Raw genomic sequence first — 17,530 nt, 5'->3', positions numbered from 1 at the left:
AAATATGAGATTTAATAATGTACAAGATGCAACACCTGAGCAAATTAGAGCATTACAGTTAAAAGAACTCGAAATTTTAAAAAAGCTGAAAAAAGTATGTTATAAACATCATTTAAGATTCTTTTTAATTGGTGGAACTTTAATTGGTGCTTTAAGAAATAAAGGTTTTGTACCTTGGGATGATGATGTTGATGTCATGATGCTACGCGAAGATTTCGAGACTTTGTCTGCTCATTCAGAATGGTTTAGTGAGTTGGGATTGGTCATGCAAAGATCTAATGAAAAAATTAATCAGCATCTAACAGGAATTGAATTAAAAGATCCTAATACTACATTTATTAATAAACATAGTGTCAATGAAGATATTCAACATTCAATTGCTATTGATATTCTTCCACTTGATTATCGTCCAATTGGAAAAATAAAACAAACTAAGCAAATTATTTATTCGATGCTTTATTCCCTATATAATGCAGATCGTGTTCCTGATCATCAAGGAACTTTTTTGAAAATTCCATCATATATCCTATTAAAGGCTGTTCCAAGCAAAAAAGCTAAGTATAAAGTATGGTCATGGGCACAAAAGAAAATGGTTGCATTAGATGATAAGGAAAGTCGAGAAGTGGTTGAACTAAGTTGTGGTTTTAAAGCATTGTTTAGATACGTAAACGCAAGTTGGTTTGAAAGCAGTTTGGAAGTTAAATTTGAAGATGAATTATTCCCAATACCAATAGGATATGATGAATATTTAACAGCGGTTTTTGGTGACTATATGAAACTTCCACCTAAGGAAGATCAAGTAGCAAAACATAACACATTACTAGTAGATACTGAAATTCCATATGAAAAGTCAATGAGAGAACAGTTTTTTGAAGGGTGATTAAATGAAAAAAGTAATAGTTCTTTTATCAACATATAATGGTGTAGAATATCTAGAACAGCTTTTAAATAGTGTTTTATCTCAAAAAGATGTAGATGTAGAAATTGTAGTCCGTGATGATGGTTCTACTGATGGAACTAAAACGATTTTAAAACATTATGAAGACAATCATTCAAATATCAAAGTAATGTTGGGTGAGAATGAAGGTTGGCGTAAGAGTTTCTTTGATTTGATGTTTAGTGTTAAGCCACAAGCGAATACCTATTATGCATTTGCTGATCAAGATGATGTGTGGTTAGAAGATAAGTTAATTACTGCAGTAGATATGCTTAGGAAATTTAATACTGTACCTATGCTTTATCACTCTAACTTATTTTTAGTAAATAATAAATTAGAAAAATTAGGGTATATGTATCAAGAAGACATAGTTCCTTTAAAGAAAAATCCTGAATCATATTTTGATGGTATAGGAGTTGGAGCAACAATGGTAATGAATGAGAGGTTATTAAAATTAATTCAAGAATACAGGCCAGTATTAGAGTTAACTCATGATGCATATGTAATTGAACTAGCTAATCTTTTAGGTAACTCTGTATATGATCTAACTCCTCATATTTTATATCGAAGACATGAAGGTAATGCAACTGGATATGATAAAAATTCAAATCAGTTTAATCCTACTATAATTGATAGATATAAAAAATATAAAAAAGCTCCTAAAAATGGTTTCTCTAATAGAGCAATAGAATTATTGAACGGCTATTCTCATAAAATAGCAAAATCTGATTTGAAATTTTTAAAAAATGTTGCAGGGTATACAAGAAATGGTACTTTTAAAGCTAATTTATTAATGAATCCAAAAATGAAAGCAAGTTCGCTAAGGAAAACTCTTCAAATGAAATATAGGGTAATATTTAACACCTTATAATTGGTGGTGGAAATATGCTATATGTACTTATAGAATTATTTTTGTTTACTTATCAACTGTATAAAAAAGATAATAGAATAATTGGCTTATTAGGATTACTTTTTTTAGGATATTTATGTGGAACTGCTGGATATCAAATTAATGATTATCTCGTTTATAAGATAAATTACAATCAAGTTGGAACACTAGGATTATCAGCAATGTATTTTGAAAAAGGATATACTAATTTAGGCTATATGTGTTACAAAATGGGAATGTCTTATGAACAATTCAGATTATTTTTTTCATTGCTAATTTCTATAATTTTATTTATCGGAGTAAGTCGTTTCACAAAAGATATTTGTCTATTTTCTTTTTTTTATGGATATACATTGTTTTTTACAGATGCTGTACAAGTTAGAAGTTTTATGACTATTGCGTTAGTAGTATTGGGAATTTCTTTTATAAAAAAAGTGAATTTAAGAAATATTATTATATCTACTTTTATAATATTGATTGCAGCACAGTTTCAATCTTTAGGATATTTATTTTTAAGTATTATTCCTTTAAGAATATTGATGCAGAAAAAAGAAATACATTTAAAGAATATTTTTATTTATTCAACTATGTTATATACACTATTTGTTATTGTTGGACGAGGAAGAATAACTAAAATCATTGGCGAAATTGCTGCTTTAACAGGAGGACGACTTAATTTACAAGAAAAAATTACGACTCAATATGTGACGGGAGGAAGTATAAGAACTTTAGTCGCAGTTTTTATAGTTACTTGGGGTGTGATTATAATGGCATATTGGTTAATAAAGGCAACACAAAATGAATCAAAACAAAAAGTTAATGATTCAATAATTACTTTATATAGCGGAATTTTATCTTCAGCATTGATATTACCATTTACTTATTTAGCAATTGACTACGCTAGATATCCTAGAGGCTGTGCAATATTCTTTATAATATTGATTTGTATGATTATTCCTAAAACAAATCAATTAAGTAAAGATAATAAAGTAATTATATATATAGGAATTTTCTTTGTATTACTAGTAATAGGTTTATATTACAACTTAATGTGGGGGCATACTTTCTTATCAAGTATACCTTATATTATTAAATTTAAGTAAAAGAGGTGATTACAATAAGAGTAGCAATTTTAATGTCAACTTTTAATGGAGAAAAGTTTATCAAAAAGCAAATTGAATCTATTCAAAAGCAAACCTATGAAAATTGGACTTTATATATACATGATGATGGTTCAACAGATGGTACCATTTCCATTTTAAATGAAATAAGTAAGAATGATAGTAGAATAAAATTTTCCATTGAAAATGGAAAATTTGGACCAAAAGATGCTTTTTTGAAACTTTTTGATAAAATTGATGCAGATTATTATTTGTTTTGTGATCAAGACGATATATGGAAACCTGATAAAATTGAAAGATTAATAACCTCTATTAATAGTTATGACAATTCATTGCCGTTGTTAATATATTCAAATTTAAAATGCATTGATAATAATGATGAAGAAGTTAGCAATTATAGTAATTTTGAAAAGTTAATTGCAACAGACATAACAAAGTATGATCACTTTCAAATGAATAATATCCCAGGATGTACCATGATGGTTAATAAGGCATTAAAAAATAAATTTGAAAATGCTGTAGGAGGAATAGCTTCTCAAATTGATAATTCTCAAATTATAATGCATGATTGGTGGCTTGTATTGATTGCAGCGACATTTGGAAAAATTATTCATGAAAATAAAACATTAGTATTATATCGACAACATGCAAATAATACGGTTGGTGCAGGAAAGGGAATGAGCTTATTTCAAAAAGTATTGAACACGGGATTCATTAAGATGTTTAATACTATTAGTAATTCTTTTTCAGATAGTGTTTTACAAGCTAGGGAATTTTATAAATTATATTTAATTAATGAAGAAACTAATAAAATGACTCAATTTATAGATAAGTATCAGAGTTATAGCGATATGAGTTTTCTTCAAAGAATATCATTCTTAAAAAAATACAATTTAACTAGACTAGGAATGCGATCAACTTTAATATTTAAAATAATATTTATATTTAGTAGATAATAAAAGGTGATTTATTAAATGATATCAAGGAAAGAAGCAACAATAAAAAATGCTACCATAGCCTTTATAGCACAAATTATTAAGCTTATAGGACAATTTATTGTTCAAGGAATTTTTGTTAAAACGTTAGGTGCTCAATATTTAGGTGCTAATGGTTTATTTAGCAACATCCTGACATTTTTAGCTTTTGCTGAATTGGGAATTGGAGTATCATTTAGTTTTTCATTATATAAACCTCTTGCTGAAAACGATGAAGAGACAATTTCAGCAATTATGACGTTATTTCGAAAAGTTTATAATATTATTGGAATTGTAATTTTAACTTTAGGGTTAATCGTAACTTACTTTGTTCCATATTTAGTTAAGGAAAATAGTTCAATTGCTCATATTAGATATTATTTTATATTATATCTATTAAGTACAGTGGTATCATATTTCTTTACATATAATCGCTCATTGATTATTGCAGATCAATTGGGGTATATTGATTCTCAAAATCAATTAGTTTACTCAGTGATTCGTTATGCAGGACAAATTTTTTTCTTATTTGTATTTCAAAGTTACACAGGGTATCTGGTAACGTTGATTGTTACCAATTTGTTAGCAAATATCTCTATTACTATTAAGACTAAGAAAAGATACCCTTTTTTGGATTTACATTCAAGAAAAAAGCCATCACATGAAATGATTAAAGAACTAAAGCAAAATGTAATTGGGACAATTGCAAGTAAGGTTGGAGCAATTGTGGTAAATGGGACAGACAATATTTTGATTTCTAAGTTCATGGGATTGCGTTTTGCTGGAATGTATTCTAACTATGCTCTTGTGATGACAGGAATTACATCAGTTTTAACACAAGTATTAAATTCAGTAATTGCAAGTTTTGGAAATTTGGGAGCAGTTGAAAAAAATAATAAAGAAAAACAAATTGATTTATTTGATAGTTTTACGTATTTTAATGCCTTATTTGTTTTCTTTTGTGGATTAGTAATGTATGGGATATTTCAGCCATTTATCAGTTTATGGGTAGGATCAAAATTCCATTTATCAATTTTCACAGTGCTTATAATAGTCATTAACTTTGTTTTTGCTCAATTTAGACCGGCCCTTTTTTTAATTAATTCCTATGGTTTATTTTGGGGATATAGATATAAATCAATTGTTGAAGCTTTCGTGAACTTTGTTTTAAGTCTAATTTTAGTAAAATATACGTCTTTAGGAATTGCTGGAGTTTTGATTGGTACCATTTCAGGTAATATTTTAGTTAATTCTTGGTGGGATCCATTAATTTTATTTAAAGGAGCATTTGAAACTAAGATTACGAAATTCTACATTAAATATTGGAGTTACTTGATATTATTTGGAGTATTACTTATTATAGAACATCAGATATTATCGTTAATTCATTTTACTCCAATAAATTTATTTGTATTCTTAATTTATGCTATGGTTGTTTCAATAATTGTATTATTAACTTTATTAATTTGTTTTATTGGAACTAAGACTGAGAAAAAGATAATAAGAAAAATTTTAAGGAAATGATGAGGAGAGAAGCTAAGTATGTATGGGATTGTAATAGTTGCATATAATCCTGATATTGAGGAATTTAATCCCAAAATTCAGAAATTCACACAAGATGAAAATGCAATGATAGTTATTGTAAATAACGGTACTAAGTTACCAGAGATAGAAAGCAAAAATATAATTTACAGAAATCTTGGTGAAAATAAAGGAATTGCTTATGCTCAAAATGTAGGAATTGATGTTTTAATTAAGCAAAATATTAAATTAGCATTTTTATTAGATCAAGATAGTACGTTGTCTCAAGAATATTTTAAAAAAATGGTTAATAAATGGCATGAAATTAAAAATACTGACTCCCAGTTGGCAGTTTTAGCGCCTAATGTTTTTGATGTTAAAAGTAGACAATTATTATCAACAAGGATTTTGGATAATAGCGGAAATTTGAAAATTAAAACACAAATAAAAGGTAACATATATAATACGCTTCCTATTAGTTCAGGTATTTTATTAGACACCCATGTTTTTAAAGAAGTAGGAGGAAATAGGGCGGATTATTTTATTGATTGGGTTGATTTTCAATTTGATTTGGATGTTATTAAAGCTGGGTATCATGTGTATACAACAGCTGATATTAAAATTAACCATCAAATCGGAAATTCAATGAAAAGAAAATTTCTAGGTAAAACTATTCATCCTACTAATCATTCTATCTTTAGAAATTATTACTTCTTTAGAAATGGAATTTTATTTTTACACGAAAATAAGTCCTTTAAATTCGTAAAAAGATTTGTTATTACATCATTACTTAAGAGATATATTTCAATTTTTTATGAAAATGATAGTAAAAGTAAACATAAAGCTAATCATAAAGGAATTAAAGACGCCAAAAAAATTATAAAAAAAGATAGTTATAATACTTAAAAATACTATATGCTTATCTTGATATTTTAATTAAGGATAAATTTATTAAAAATGAGTCATTTATAAGTATTTAAGGAGGGGTTTATGTAAGATGAAAGGAATAATCTTAGCAGGAGGATCTGGAACACGGTTATACCCAATTACTCGTGGAATTTCTAAACAATTGGTACCGGTTTATGATAAGCCAATGATTTATTATCCACTATCAACGTTAATGCTATCTGGTATTCGTGAAATTTTAATTATTTCAACACCAGAATATTTAGATATGTTTAAAAAATTATTGGGAGATGGTTCCGACTTAGGAATTAGTTTATCTTATAAGGTTCAAGAAGAACCAAAAGGATTAGCTGAAGCATTTATTATCGGTAAAGAGTTTATTGGAAATGATTCAGTATGCTTAATTTTAGGGGACAATATCTACTATGGAAGTGGATTATCGGAAAAATTACAAAAAAATGCCCAATTAATTGATGGTGCTACAGTGTTTGGATATCATGTAAATGATCCTGAAAGATTTGGTGTTGTAGAATTTGATGAACAAATGCAGGCAATTTCGATTGAAGAAAAGCCTAAAAATCCTAAAAGTAACTATGCAGTGACAGGGTTATACTTTTATGATAATCATGTTGTTGATATCGCTTCTCAAATTCAACCATCGGCACGTGGTGAGTTAGAAATTACAGACATAAATAAAGAATACTTAAGTGTTAATAAATTAACTGTAGAAGTTATGGGACGTGGATTTGCATGGTTAGACACAGGTACTCATGAGTCACTTTTAGAAGCATCTAACTTTATTGCTACAATTGAAAAACGTCAAAATTTAAAAGTTGCTGCTTTAGAAGAAGTGGCATATCGGATGGGCTGGATTTCAAAAGAACAATTGCTTAAGTTAGCCCAACCAATGTTAAAAAATGAATATGGACAATATTTAAAACGAATTGCTGATGGAATTTAGGAGGAAGATTTTATGGTTAATGTAATCGATACTAAGTTAATGGATGCAAAGATTATTGAAACAGATGTTTTTGGTGATCATCGTGGTTTTTTTACAGAATCATACACAAAAAATAAATTTGAAGATGCAGGAATTAATATTGAATTTACTCAAGATAATCAATCATTGTCTACGGAACCAGGTGTATTAAGAGGACTTCATTATCAACGTGCACCATATGCACAAACAAAATTATTACGTGCAATTACAGGTGTTATTTATGATGTAATTGTTGATATTCGTAAGGGTTCTCCTACATATAAACAATGGCAAGGTTTCATTTTAAGCGAATATAATCATCGCCAATTATTAGTTCCAAAAGGATTTGCACATGGTTTTGTAACTTTAACACCAAATTGTAATGTTGCTTATAAAGTTGATGGCTATTATAATCCAGAAGCTGATGGTGGAATCGCATTTGATGATCCAGATTTGAATATTGATTGGCCAATGCCAAAAAAACATCTTATTTTATCAGAAAAAGATCAACATCACCCTCAATTAAAAGATGCTGATTTAAATTTTGTATATAGAAAGGATTAATTGATTATGAAAAATATTTTAGTAACTGGTGGAGCAGGTTTTATTGGCGCAAATTTTGTACACTACATGTTAGAAAAATATCCAGATTATAAAATTATTAATCTTGATTTACTTACATATGCTGGTAATATTCATAACTTAGATGATTTAAAAGATAATCCTAATCATATTTTTGTTCATGGTAACATTACAAATCGTGAATTAGTAGAATATCTAGTTGATACTTATACAATTGATACAATCATCAATTTTGCTGCTGAAAGTCATGTTGACCGCTCAATTGTTAATCCAGGAATATTTATTGACTCAAATATTCAAGGTACATTAAATCTTTTAGATATTGCTAAACGCAAGAATCTTGAAAAATATTTACAAATCTCAACTGATGAAGTTTATGGCACACTTGGTGATGAGGGCTACTTTACAGAAGAAACTCCATTAGCACCTAATTCACCATACTCAGCAAGTAAAACATCAGCTGATCTTTTAGTACGTTCATACTATGAAACATATGGAATGAACGTAAATATTACACGATGTTCAAATAACTATGGACCTTATCAATTCCCAGAAAAATTAATTCCATTGATGATTCAACACGGATTAGATGGACTATCATTACCTGTTTATGGTGATGGTAAAAATATACGTGATTGGCTTCATGTGTATGATCACTGTCAAGCAATCGATTTAGTACTACACAAAGGTAAATCTGGTGAAGTATATAACATTGGTGGACATAATGAAAGAACAAACAATCAAATTGTAGAAATTATTGCTAAGAGATTAAACTGTGAAGACCGAATTGAATATGTTAAAGATCGTCTAGGAAATGACAAGCGTTATGCAATGGATCCAACTAAGATTGAATCAGAATTAGGATGGAAACCTAAATATACATTTGATACAGGAATCGTTGAAACAATTGACTGGTATCTTGCCAATGAAAATTGGTGGCGTCCTTTAATTGAAAAAGCTAAATTTAATAGATTTGATTACCAAGGCTAATGATTAATGGGCAGAGAGGAACGATTAAGAAATGTTCCTCTTTTTTAGAATGGAGGATAAAAAGTGACAGTATTAATAACAGGCGCTACGGGACAATTAGGAACAGAACTTCAAAAATTATTTAAAGTAAGAGATGAAAAAGTAGATGCGTTAGATGCTTCTCAACTAGACATTACAGATAAAAAAGCTGTCAATCAATATTTTGCTAAAAATCATCCTGAACGAGTATATCATTGTGCAGCATATACAGCAGTTGATAAAGCTGAAAAAGAAGCGAAGGAATTAGATGAATTAGTTAATGTTGAGGGGACACGTAATATTGCAGAGGCTTGCAAAAAATATGGTACTGTAATGTACTATGTAAGTACAGACTATGTATTTTCAGGTGATCGGGTAGCTGGAGAATATGATTCAACAGATCCAACCGGTCCAGTAAATGAATATGGACGTACTAAGCTTTTAGGCGAAAAAATTGTTCAAAGTTTACTTGATAAATATTATATTATACGTACATCATGGGTATATGCTAAAGCAGGAAATAACTTTATTTACACAATGCTTAAATTAGCTAAAACACATGATACTATCACAGTTGTAAGTGATCAAGTTGGTCGTCCTACATGGGCTAAGACATTAGCTGAATTTCTATTATACTTAACAGATAACCATTGTCCATATGGTATTTATCAATGTTCAGATGATGAAGAAGCTTCATGGTATGAATTTGCTTCTGAAATTTTAAAAGATGAAGATGTTAAAGTTCTTCCAATTGAAACTAAAGATTATCCAACAGTCGCTCAACGTCCGTTGAGAACGGTTATGAAATTGTCTAAAGAAACTGGATTTGAATTTCCAACATGGAAAGAATCACTCCATAAGTTTATGAAAGAAATAGGGTATAAGGCATAAATTTTAAACGAGGTTAAAAATAATGAAAGTTAGTTCATCATTCGAAACAAAAGAATTTCTTAATAGCGTTGCAATTACAGCAAATTATTTAAAAAACATTGATAAATTAAAAAATAAAACTATTCTAATTACTGGATCAACTGGATTAATTGGAAAGATGTTAGTTTATTCTTTAATGGAAATGAATGTTAAAAGAGATGCTAATATCAATGTTATTGCAACAGCTAGAAATATAGAAAAAGCACAGAAGATATTTTTGAAGTGGTCTAATTTTTCAAATTTTAATCTAAAATATTTAGATATTAATGAAAAAATTAAAGAAGATGATTTTCCTCAAAAAATAGATTATGTGGTACATGCATCTGCTAACACTAGCTCAGCTGACATGGATCATAGTCCATTAAAAATGATTGACTCAATTTTTGAGGGAACAAGAAAATTACTTAATTTTGCTAAAAACAAACGTGTAGATAAGTTTATTTATCTATCTTCAATGGAAGTTTATGGACAAGCCTCATTAGATGATGGAAGAATTAAAGAAGACTTTTATGGAAAGATTTCTTTAGATTCAACAAGAAGTAGTTATCCAGAAGCTAAGAGATTGACGGAATTACTTGTTCTTTCTTATGGCAAAGAATATGATTTTACAACAATTACGCTACGCCCTACTCAAGTGATTGGAGCAGGAGTTACTGTAAATGATCAAAGAGTTTTTGCTGAATTTACGCGTCAAGCATTAACTACTCATCAAATTATTATGAAAACTGAAGGCAAAAAGATTCGCAGTTATGTATATATCAGTGATATGATTAATGCTATTTTGCATGTATTATGTAACATTGATCACTCTGATACTTTTAATGTTTCGAATTCTAAAATAACAATTTCAATTGCTGAAATGGCTAAAATTATTGCTGATATTGTGGGAGATACTAAAATAGTTATAGATAGTAGTGATGTTGAAGAGCGTGGATTTGTACCTGAATTACAAATGGAGTTATCTAGTCAAAAATTAATTGATGCAGGATGGACTCCACAAGTTAATACTAAAGAGATGTTTAACAAGTTAATTAAGTCATTTATTGAGCAAGGAAAGTAATTATGGAAAAGATACTAGAAAAAGATTTTGAAGAAATTTTAAGTAGCAATATTCCCTTTAATAAATTTAGTAATAAGACGTTTTTGGTAAGCGGTGCAACCGGATTAATTGGTTCATTGTTTATTAAATTTTTGCTCTATATCAATAAAACGCAAAAATTAAATATTAAAGTAATTGGTTTAGTTAGAAATTTAGCAAAAGCAGAAAAAATATTTAAAGAATATCAAGGAAATGATGATCTTGAATTCATTGTTCATGAGCTTGGAACGGGTAAAATTGACTTAAATCACATTGATTATATTTTACATGGAGCATCAATAACTCAATCAAAAATAATGATTACATCTCCAGTTGAAACGATTGAGATTTCAGTTGAAGGGACTCGCGAAATGCTTGATTTAGCTGTTAAAAATAATGTTGATGCTATGATTTATCTTTCCTCAATGGAAATATATGGACAACTTAATCAAGATGGAAAAATAACAGAAGATAATCTAGGCTCTCTAAATTTAAGTGATATTAGATCTGGTTATCCAGAAAGCAAACGTTTATGTGAAGTTTTGTGTAAAGAATATTCAAAAGAATATGGACTAAACGTTATGTCTGCCCGGTTAGCACAAACATTTGGAGCAGGTGTACTTCCTTCTGATAATCGGGTATTTGCTCAATTTGCTAAAAGCGTCATTAATAATCAAGATATTGTTCTCCATACAAACGGAAAGTCTGAAGGAAATTACATATATACAACAGATGTAATAAAGGCTTTGTTGGTAATGATGTTATATGGAAAAGCCGGAGAATCATATAATGTTTCTAATGAAGAAAACCACATGACTATTTATGAAATGGCACAGTTAGTTATTAATAATTTTAGTAATGGAAAAAGTCAATTAGTAATTGACATTCCTGAAGAAAATATGGGATATGCCCCTAATGTAAAACTATGGTTAAGTAATCAAAAGTTAAAAAAATTAGGAGGAGTATGGCAACCTACTGTTAATTTAGTAGAAATGTATAGAAGATTAATTGAGTACTATTTGAACTAAGGAGGAATCCCAATGAATACAGCAGTAATATTTGCAGGTGGCGTAGGAACACGAATGAGAAGTAAGGATTTACCCAAGCAATTTTTACGTCTTCATGATAAGCCAATTATCATTCATACTTTAGAAATTTTTGAAAGCAGTCCAGAAATTGATGCAATTGTAATTGCATGCGTTGAAGATTGGATTGATCATCTTAAGAATTTAATTACGAAGTTTAACATTACTAAAGTTAAGAAAATTGTTCCGGGTGGGGAAACAGGACAAGATTCTATTTTTAATGGATTAAAAGCTGCTGAAGAAATTGGCAGTCGCAAGGAGGATATTGTTTTAATTCATGATGGTGTTCGGCCTTTAATTAGACAAAAAACACTTCATGATGATATTTATTCTGTAAAGAAACATGGTTCTGCAATTACAAGTGTTAAAGTTAAGGAAACAGTGTTAATTGTTAATGATAATGAAAAAATTGTGGATGTGCCTGATCGCTCAAAATCTAGATTAGCACGTGCACCACAATGTTTCTATTTATGCGACATTCTGGATGCTCATGAAAAAGCAATTCAAGAAAATCGGCATGATTTTATTGATTCATGTTCTATGATGCAACATTATGGACATGAATTATACTTAGTTGATGGTCCGCAAGAAAATATTAAAGTTACAACTCCAGACGACTTTTATACAATGCGCGCATTATTGGATGCAAGAGAAGATGCTCAAATTTATGGACTCTAAGAAAACAGGCTATGCTTAGGATAAAGCATAGCCTGTCTTTAATTAGTTATTAATTTTTCGAATCATCAAATAAAACTTTCTCTTCTGTATCAATATAACTTGCTGAAACAGGAGTTGCATAAATTAAATCTCCATATTTATCAGAGAAGACTCCCAAAGTTGAGATTTGTTCCATATATTTACGAACTTCTTCAGGTGAAAGTTCTTTTTGAACGTAGCTTAATTGAAGGTGATGAGTTGTTCGTCTAGTTGATGATCTAAATCCTAAATCTAATTTTTTCATACAGATCCTCCTCTATATTAAACTGTTAATGTATCAGCATGAGTTACGACAATGTCCATAACTTTTTCGCCAGTTAATGCTTCAACAACTTGTGCAAATTGAGAAATTTTTTCATCAGTTGCACTGGCATTCAAATTGTTGAATGAACGCTTACGAGTTTTATTTTCAGCTGTATTATGCTTAATGCTGATTGACGTTTTATTCCATTTTTTATCCATAATATATTCCTCCATATTTCTAAAACTTGGTTAAGTATCGTTAGATACTGTCAAGTTTGAAAATGATATTTGTAAGTCGCGCGCCTTACATTTATATATACAAATCAGCTTTGAAATATGTGAGGTTATTTTTTCAAAATCAATGCAATTTTCTTCTTTAAACGTTTGCGCCATTCATAAACGGTTCTTCGATTAACACCACACAAAATCGCAATCTCTTTAACTGAAATCCCTTCAAATCGCTTTTTTATAAAGAACCACTCATTGTGATTACACACTTTACGAATTTTATCTAGAAGTTCTTTTTGTTCAATTAACTCTTGTAAATCTGTTTTATCAATTTGATTACAATCAAAATCTGGAATGTTTTCAGATAATTGGACTTTATCACTGATGTAATTTTCTCTTTTTATTTTATTGAGTAATCCCCAATAAATTTTAGTGTAAAAGTAATTAAATCGTGCTTTACCAGTCTTATGATTAGTTTCATATGCTTCTAAATATAAAAAACGTGCCTCTGAAAGCAAATCTTCGTAGCAAATTTGTGAATTATTTGCGTATTTATTGATGTGGAGGCTCTTTAATACTGCATAGATAACAACTTCATTATCTAATATTTCTTTAAATGCATCACTTACTAGTGTTTTAGATGTATCTTTCATTTTTTTTGTAATTAATGATAATTATCATTGAAGTTCCTTTCATTCATAATCATCAAATTGCAATTTAATGATTAAATCATATAGAAAGGATTAATTGAAATAAACGTTGAAGTAAAAGTAATAAGATTCAAGTAAAAGAATTGAAATAGTTAAAGTTGTTTATGAAGCATGTTACGTGCAGTTTAAGTAAACCTCTATAAAAAATATTTTAAAGGAGAAATTTTATGACATTAAATACGACGTATATTAATATGCAAAATAAAACGGTATCTAGTGTTAACTACTCGCTTGAAATGGATCGACTGACTCAAATTGATTTAGAACAAACTTTAGCATTGTTAGATATTCAAGTTAGGGGATGTAAGTCGATCATTATAAAGACAAATGGGAGATTGGTTTTATCTCAATATACTACTAATCAACTAATTGCAAAGTTTAAGAAAAGTTTTAAAGATCACATTGTTGATGACAGCATTTTAAAGGGATTTTATTTGATGAATTATGGATTTGAAAGTTCCACTCGTCAACTACCACTTTTAGGTCATCAATTTATTTTAATGCCACTTTCAGGAAATTATCATCATAGTGGCAGCTGGATAATGGTTCATCACATCGATCATCATCGTCTTTCTGAAATTAATTATTTAAAAATAAAGATTAACAATCATGACCATGAGTTGCATATTACAATGAACACGCGACTATTTCAAAATAATTATGCATGTGCAATGAAGTGTTATTCTGTTTTAAAAGTTTTTAACAAAGATTTGTGTTCTATTTACGTTCCAGAACGGTTTCGTATATGTTCTAATATAAGTCCCTTAAAATTAATGAAATACTTTGTATATGTTTCTTGTTATGAGAATTTAAAAAGTGAATTTGATTATTCTGATCGTCAAATTATAGAAGCGTTAAAAAAGCGTTATCCAGAATTTCAACATGGAATTGAAAATTTAACGATTGATTAAAATTTAATAGGTAGGCATAAATGTATAGATTTGAAGACAATTTACTGTATGAAAAATTACTTTTTTGAATTTTGTAAGTGATAGGATCTCATAAAATAAATACCGTATTAAATGTTATAAATTGGGACTAATTGTCAGGAGTGTTATTATATGTTTTAGGGAAGGAGAGATAAGTATGAGTAATGATAAAAAACAACATAAAGTTGTTACTGATAGTGATTATGTTCCAATTCATGCAATTGGAGGGTACTTATCACAGTTAGGGATCAAAAAGAAACGTGAAAAGCATGAAAAGAAGAAACATGCTAAAGAAGATAATAAATAATATATTTTTATGTCTAAAAAGACTGTAATATAAGTTAGGGGAGAATAAGCATTCAATGATTTTTAATCATTAGAATGCTTATTTTATCTATTGATTTATAATTATCAAATTTGGATTGTAAATGTGTTAAATGGCATATTTGTTACTAGGAGCATATCAATAATTAATAGCATTATAATTTTTCTGTTTATAGAAAATATTGAGATTATTGCATTTGCAATGTAAATATTATAGTATCTTAATTATGGTTATTTTCTCAATGTGCAATAAAGTTTGACCATTAGAAAAATGGATTATGGAGTGAAGGTATGAAAAACGTAACTAAGCTATGGATAATTTTAAGTGTTGCACTAATGGCATTAATAGCACAATTTGTATTTAATAATGTATTAGTTGCTAAAGTAATTATTAATATTGTAGGAATATTGGTTTCTTGCTCAATGTTTATAGGAATGATTAAAACTTTAAAGTCTGGTAAATATGGGGTAGACTTACTAGCTATTACAGCCATTATTGCTACTTTACTAGTTGGTGAATATTGGGCTGCGATGATTGTTCTAATAATGCTTGTTGGAGGCGATTCTTTAGAAGATTATGCAACTGGAAAAGCTAATAAAGAGTTGAAGGCATTGTTAAATAATTCACCTGATAAGGCTCATCGTATTGTAGGCAATAATATATCTGACATAAATGTAGATGAGGTTAAAATTGGAGATATTTTAATTGTAAAACCAGGAGAACTAGTACCGGTTGATGGACGTGTAATTGAAGGAAGTGGATATGTCAATGAATCTTCACTTACTGGAGAGTCTAAACCAATTGAAAAGCAAGTTAATGATAATGTAATGTCAGGTTCTCTTAATGGTGATACGTTAATTAAAATAAAGGCAGAAAAGCTAGCACAAGATAGTCAATATCAAAAATTAATAAAACTAGTTAAACAAGCCGAGAATGAACCATCTAATTTTGTAAGAATGGCAGATAAGTATGCTTTACCATTTACAATTATTGCTTACGTCATTGCTGGAATAGCATGGGCTATAAGTAAAGATCCAGTTCGTTTTGCTGAAGTATTAGTAGTAGCCTCTCCTTGTCCTTTAATTTTAGCAGCACCTGTAGCAATGGTTGCGGGAATGAGTAGAGCATCTCGTAATGGTATCGTTGTAAAATCAGGGAATGTACTTGAAAAATTAGCAATGACTAAGACTGTAACTTTTGATAAAACAGGTACAATTACTCAAGGAAGTTTGAAAATTAATGAAATTGTCAGTTTGAATTCTAAATATTCAAAAACAGATATTTTGAGATTTATAGTATCTACAGAACAAAATTCCAATCATATTTTGGCACGATCAATTATAGATTATGCCAAAAAAAAGCAAGTAAAATTACTTCAAATGACTAATTTAAAGGAAAATGTTGGAAATGGTATTGAAGGAGAATATGAACAAGATTTAATTAAGGTAGGAAAACTAAGTTATGTAGATAGTAAGAGGGGATCATCCTTACATAAAATAAATGAAACGTGTGTATACATATCAATAAATAATCAGTTAGCTGGATATATTACTTTTAAAGATATAGTTCGTCCAGAAGCTGCTAAAACAATGACTCTATTAAAAAAATTAAATATTAATAATTTAGAAATGTTGACAGGAGATAAAGAAAATATTGCTATAGAGATCGCAAATAAAGTGGGAATTACTAAAACTAAATTTGAATTATTGCCTTCAGATAAGATCGATATAATTAAAGCGATTCCTAGTAATTTACGGCCTGTAGTGATGGTAGGAGATGGTGTAAACGATGCTCCTGCACTTGCGACAGCAGATGTAGGAATTGCAATGGGGGCACATGGATCAACGGCAGCAAGTGAGGCGGCAGACGTTGTAATTTTAAAGGATGATCTTTTAAAAGTTGCGAAATCAATAGTAATTGCACGTGATACTATGAAAATTTCGAGACAATCCGTTTTAATTGGAATTATTATTTGTATAGTATTAATGTTAATTGCATGTACAGGAATTCTACCAGCTATTTTAGGTGCGTTGTGCCAAGAGTTGGTGGATACGGTTTCTATTTTATGGAGCTTAAAAGCACGTGGAGCAAAAAGTAATGATTAAAATAATAAATCTATGATAGTAAGCATAGATGATATAGCACTAAAATAAAGTTGAATGACTTTGTTTTAGTGCTTTTTAATAATAGAATGTTGGATCAGGGAGAAATTAATCATAGAGATAATGACAAGAATCTTTGTTTATTTAAAAAATAAAATGAAATAGTTGATTTTAAATAAAATATAGAATAGCTATATGATAACGTTTTATTGAGGTATAATTAAAAATTAAATTAAAAAACTCAAGTTAAATAACGAATTTTTATT

The 17,530-nt window shown here is 29.0% G+C and carries 19 protein-coding genes; 16 read left to right on the top strand and 3 right to left on the bottom strand.

The window, feature by feature from the left end; translation table 11 throughout:
• Positions 1–4 precede the first annotated feature (4 nt).
• The 13 genes from ACWCL1_RS00890 to ispD all read left to right on the top strand — a co-directional run bounded on the left by ACWCL1_RS00890 (position 5) and on the right by ispD (position 12,688).
• Positions 5–880: a LicD family protein gene (locus ACWCL1_RS00890; RefSeq protein WP_454545042.1), complete on the top strand. Its 876-nt coding sequence runs from the start codon at positions 5–7 to the stop codon at positions 878–880.
• Positions 881–884: 4 nt separating this feature from the next.
• A complete protein-coding gene (locus ACWCL1_RS00885) occupies positions 885–1,808 on the top strand; it encodes a glycosyltransferase (RefSeq protein WP_454545041.1) in 924 nt (307 codons plus the stop codon).
• Positions 1,809–1,822: 14 nt separating this feature from the next.
• A complete protein-coding gene (locus ACWCL1_RS00880; RefSeq protein ID WP_454545040.1) occupies positions 1,823–2,929 on the top strand; it encodes an EpsG family protein in 1,107 nt (368 codons plus the stop codon).
• Positions 2,930–2,961: 32 nt separating this feature from the next.
• Positions 2,962–3,903: a glycosyltransferase family 2 protein gene (locus ACWCL1_RS00875; protein ID WP_454545039.1), complete on the top strand. Its 942-nt coding sequence runs from the start codon at positions 2,962–2,964 to the stop codon at positions 3,901–3,903.
• An 18-nt stretch (positions 3,904–3,921) separates the two neighbouring features.
• The gene (locus ACWCL1_RS00870; protein WP_454545038.1) at positions 3,922–5,445 is read left to right on the top strand and encodes a lipopolysaccharide biosynthesis protein; all 1,524 of its coding nucleotides are present in this window, start codon (positions 3,922–3,924) and stop codon (positions 5,443–5,445) included.
• An 18-nt stretch (positions 5,446–5,463) separates the two neighbouring features.
• Positions 5,464–6,348, top strand: coding sequence for a hypothetical protein (locus ACWCL1_RS00865; RefSeq protein ID WP_454545037.1), 885 nt, complete (start codon positions 5,464–5,466; stop codon positions 6,346–6,348).
• A gap of 91 nt (positions 6,349–6,439) precedes the next feature.
• A complete protein-coding gene (gene rfbA / locus ACWCL1_RS00860) occupies positions 6,440–7,309 on the top strand; it encodes a glucose-1-phosphate thymidylyltransferase RfbA (protein ID WP_454545036.1) in 870 nt (289 codons plus the stop codon).
• A 12-nt stretch (positions 7,310–7,321) separates the two neighbouring features.
• The gene (gene rfbC / locus ACWCL1_RS00855) at positions 7,322–7,891 is read left to right on the top strand and encodes a dTDP-4-dehydrorhamnose 3,5-epimerase (protein ID WP_454545035.1); all 570 of its coding nucleotides are present in this window, start codon (positions 7,322–7,324) and stop codon (positions 7,889–7,891) included.
• 6 nt (positions 7,892–7,897) lie between these two features.
• Positions 7,898–8,899, top strand: a complete 1,002-nt coding sequence (rfbB, locus tag ACWCL1_RS00850) for a dTDP-glucose 4,6-dehydratase (RefSeq protein ID WP_454545034.1) — start codon at positions 7,898–7,900, stop codon at positions 8,897–8,899.
• 63 nt (positions 8,900–8,962) lie between these two features.
• The gene (rfbD, locus tag ACWCL1_RS00845; protein ID WP_454545033.1) at positions 8,963–9,808 is read left to right on the top strand and encodes a dTDP-4-dehydrorhamnose reductase; all 846 of its coding nucleotides are present in this window, start codon (positions 8,963–8,965) and stop codon (positions 9,806–9,808) included.
• 22 nt (positions 9,809–9,830) lie between these two features.
• Positions 9,831–10,907, top strand: a complete 1,077-nt coding sequence (locus ACWCL1_RS00840; RefSeq protein ID WP_454545032.1) for an NAD-dependent epimerase/dehydratase family protein — start codon at positions 9,831–9,833, stop codon at positions 10,905–10,907.
• Positions 10,908–10,909: 2 nt separating this feature from the next.
• Positions 10,910–11,953, top strand: coding sequence for an NAD-dependent epimerase/dehydratase family protein (locus ACWCL1_RS00835; protein WP_454545031.1), 1,044 nt, complete (start codon positions 10,910–10,912; stop codon positions 11,951–11,953).
• Between the two features lie 12 nt (positions 11,954–11,965).
• Complete coding sequence (gene ispD / locus ACWCL1_RS00830) at positions 11,966–12,688, top strand: 2-C-methyl-D-erythritol 4-phosphate cytidylyltransferase (RefSeq protein WP_454545030.1); 723 nt, start codon at positions 11,966–11,968, stop codon at positions 12,686–12,688.
• A 49-nt stretch (positions 12,689–12,737) separates the two neighbouring features.
• On the opposite strand, the gene ACWCL1_RS00825 is transcribed toward ispD, so the two are convergent.
• The 3 genes from ACWCL1_RS00825 to ACWCL1_RS00815 form a co-directional block, all read right to left on the bottom strand.
• Positions 12,738–12,971 (bottom strand): DUF2922 domain-containing protein, encoded by a 234-nt coding sequence (locus ACWCL1_RS00825; protein ID WP_454545029.1) that lies wholly within the window; start codon positions 12,969–12,971, stop codon positions 12,738–12,740.
• Between the two features lie 17 nt (positions 12,972–12,988).
• Positions 12,989–13,189 (bottom strand): DUF1659 domain-containing protein, encoded by a 201-nt coding sequence (locus tag ACWCL1_RS00820; protein WP_454545028.1) that lies wholly within the window; start codon positions 13,187–13,189, stop codon positions 12,989–12,991.
• Positions 13,190–13,314: 125 nt separating this feature from the next.
• Positions 13,315–13,851, bottom strand: a complete 537-nt coding sequence (locus ACWCL1_RS00815; RefSeq protein WP_454545027.1) for a helix-turn-helix domain-containing protein — start codon at positions 13,849–13,851, stop codon at positions 13,315–13,317.
• 224 nt (positions 13,852–14,075) lie between these two features.
• Between ACWCL1_RS00815 and ACWCL1_RS00810 the strand changes: the two genes are divergently transcribed.
• The 3 genes from ACWCL1_RS00810 to ACWCL1_RS00800 all read left to right on the top strand — a co-directional run bounded on the left by ACWCL1_RS00810 (position 14,076) and on the right by ACWCL1_RS00800 (position 17,267).
• Positions 14,076–14,819, top strand: a complete 744-nt coding sequence (locus ACWCL1_RS00810; RefSeq protein ID WP_454545026.1) for a hypothetical protein — start codon at positions 14,076–14,078, stop codon at positions 14,817–14,819.
• 175 nt (positions 14,820–14,994) lie between these two features.
• Positions 14,995–15,144 carry a hypothetical protein gene (locus ACWCL1_RS00805; RefSeq protein ID WP_454545025.1) on the top strand — a complete coding sequence of 50 codons (150 nt, stop codon included), beginning with the start codon at positions 14,995–14,997 and terminating at the stop codon, positions 15,142–15,144.
• Positions 15,145–15,452: 308 nt separating this feature from the next.
• Positions 15,453–17,267 carry a heavy metal translocating P-type ATPase gene (locus tag ACWCL1_RS00800; RefSeq protein WP_454545024.1) on the top strand — a complete coding sequence of 605 codons (1,815 nt, stop codon included), beginning with the start codon at positions 15,453–15,455 and terminating at the stop codon, positions 17,265–17,267.
• Positions 17,268–17,530 lie beyond the last annotated feature (263 nt).

Source organism: Ligilactobacillus sp. LYQ135, assembly GCF_053711055.1.
This window is presented reverse-complemented; position numbering and strand designations above follow the sequence as displayed.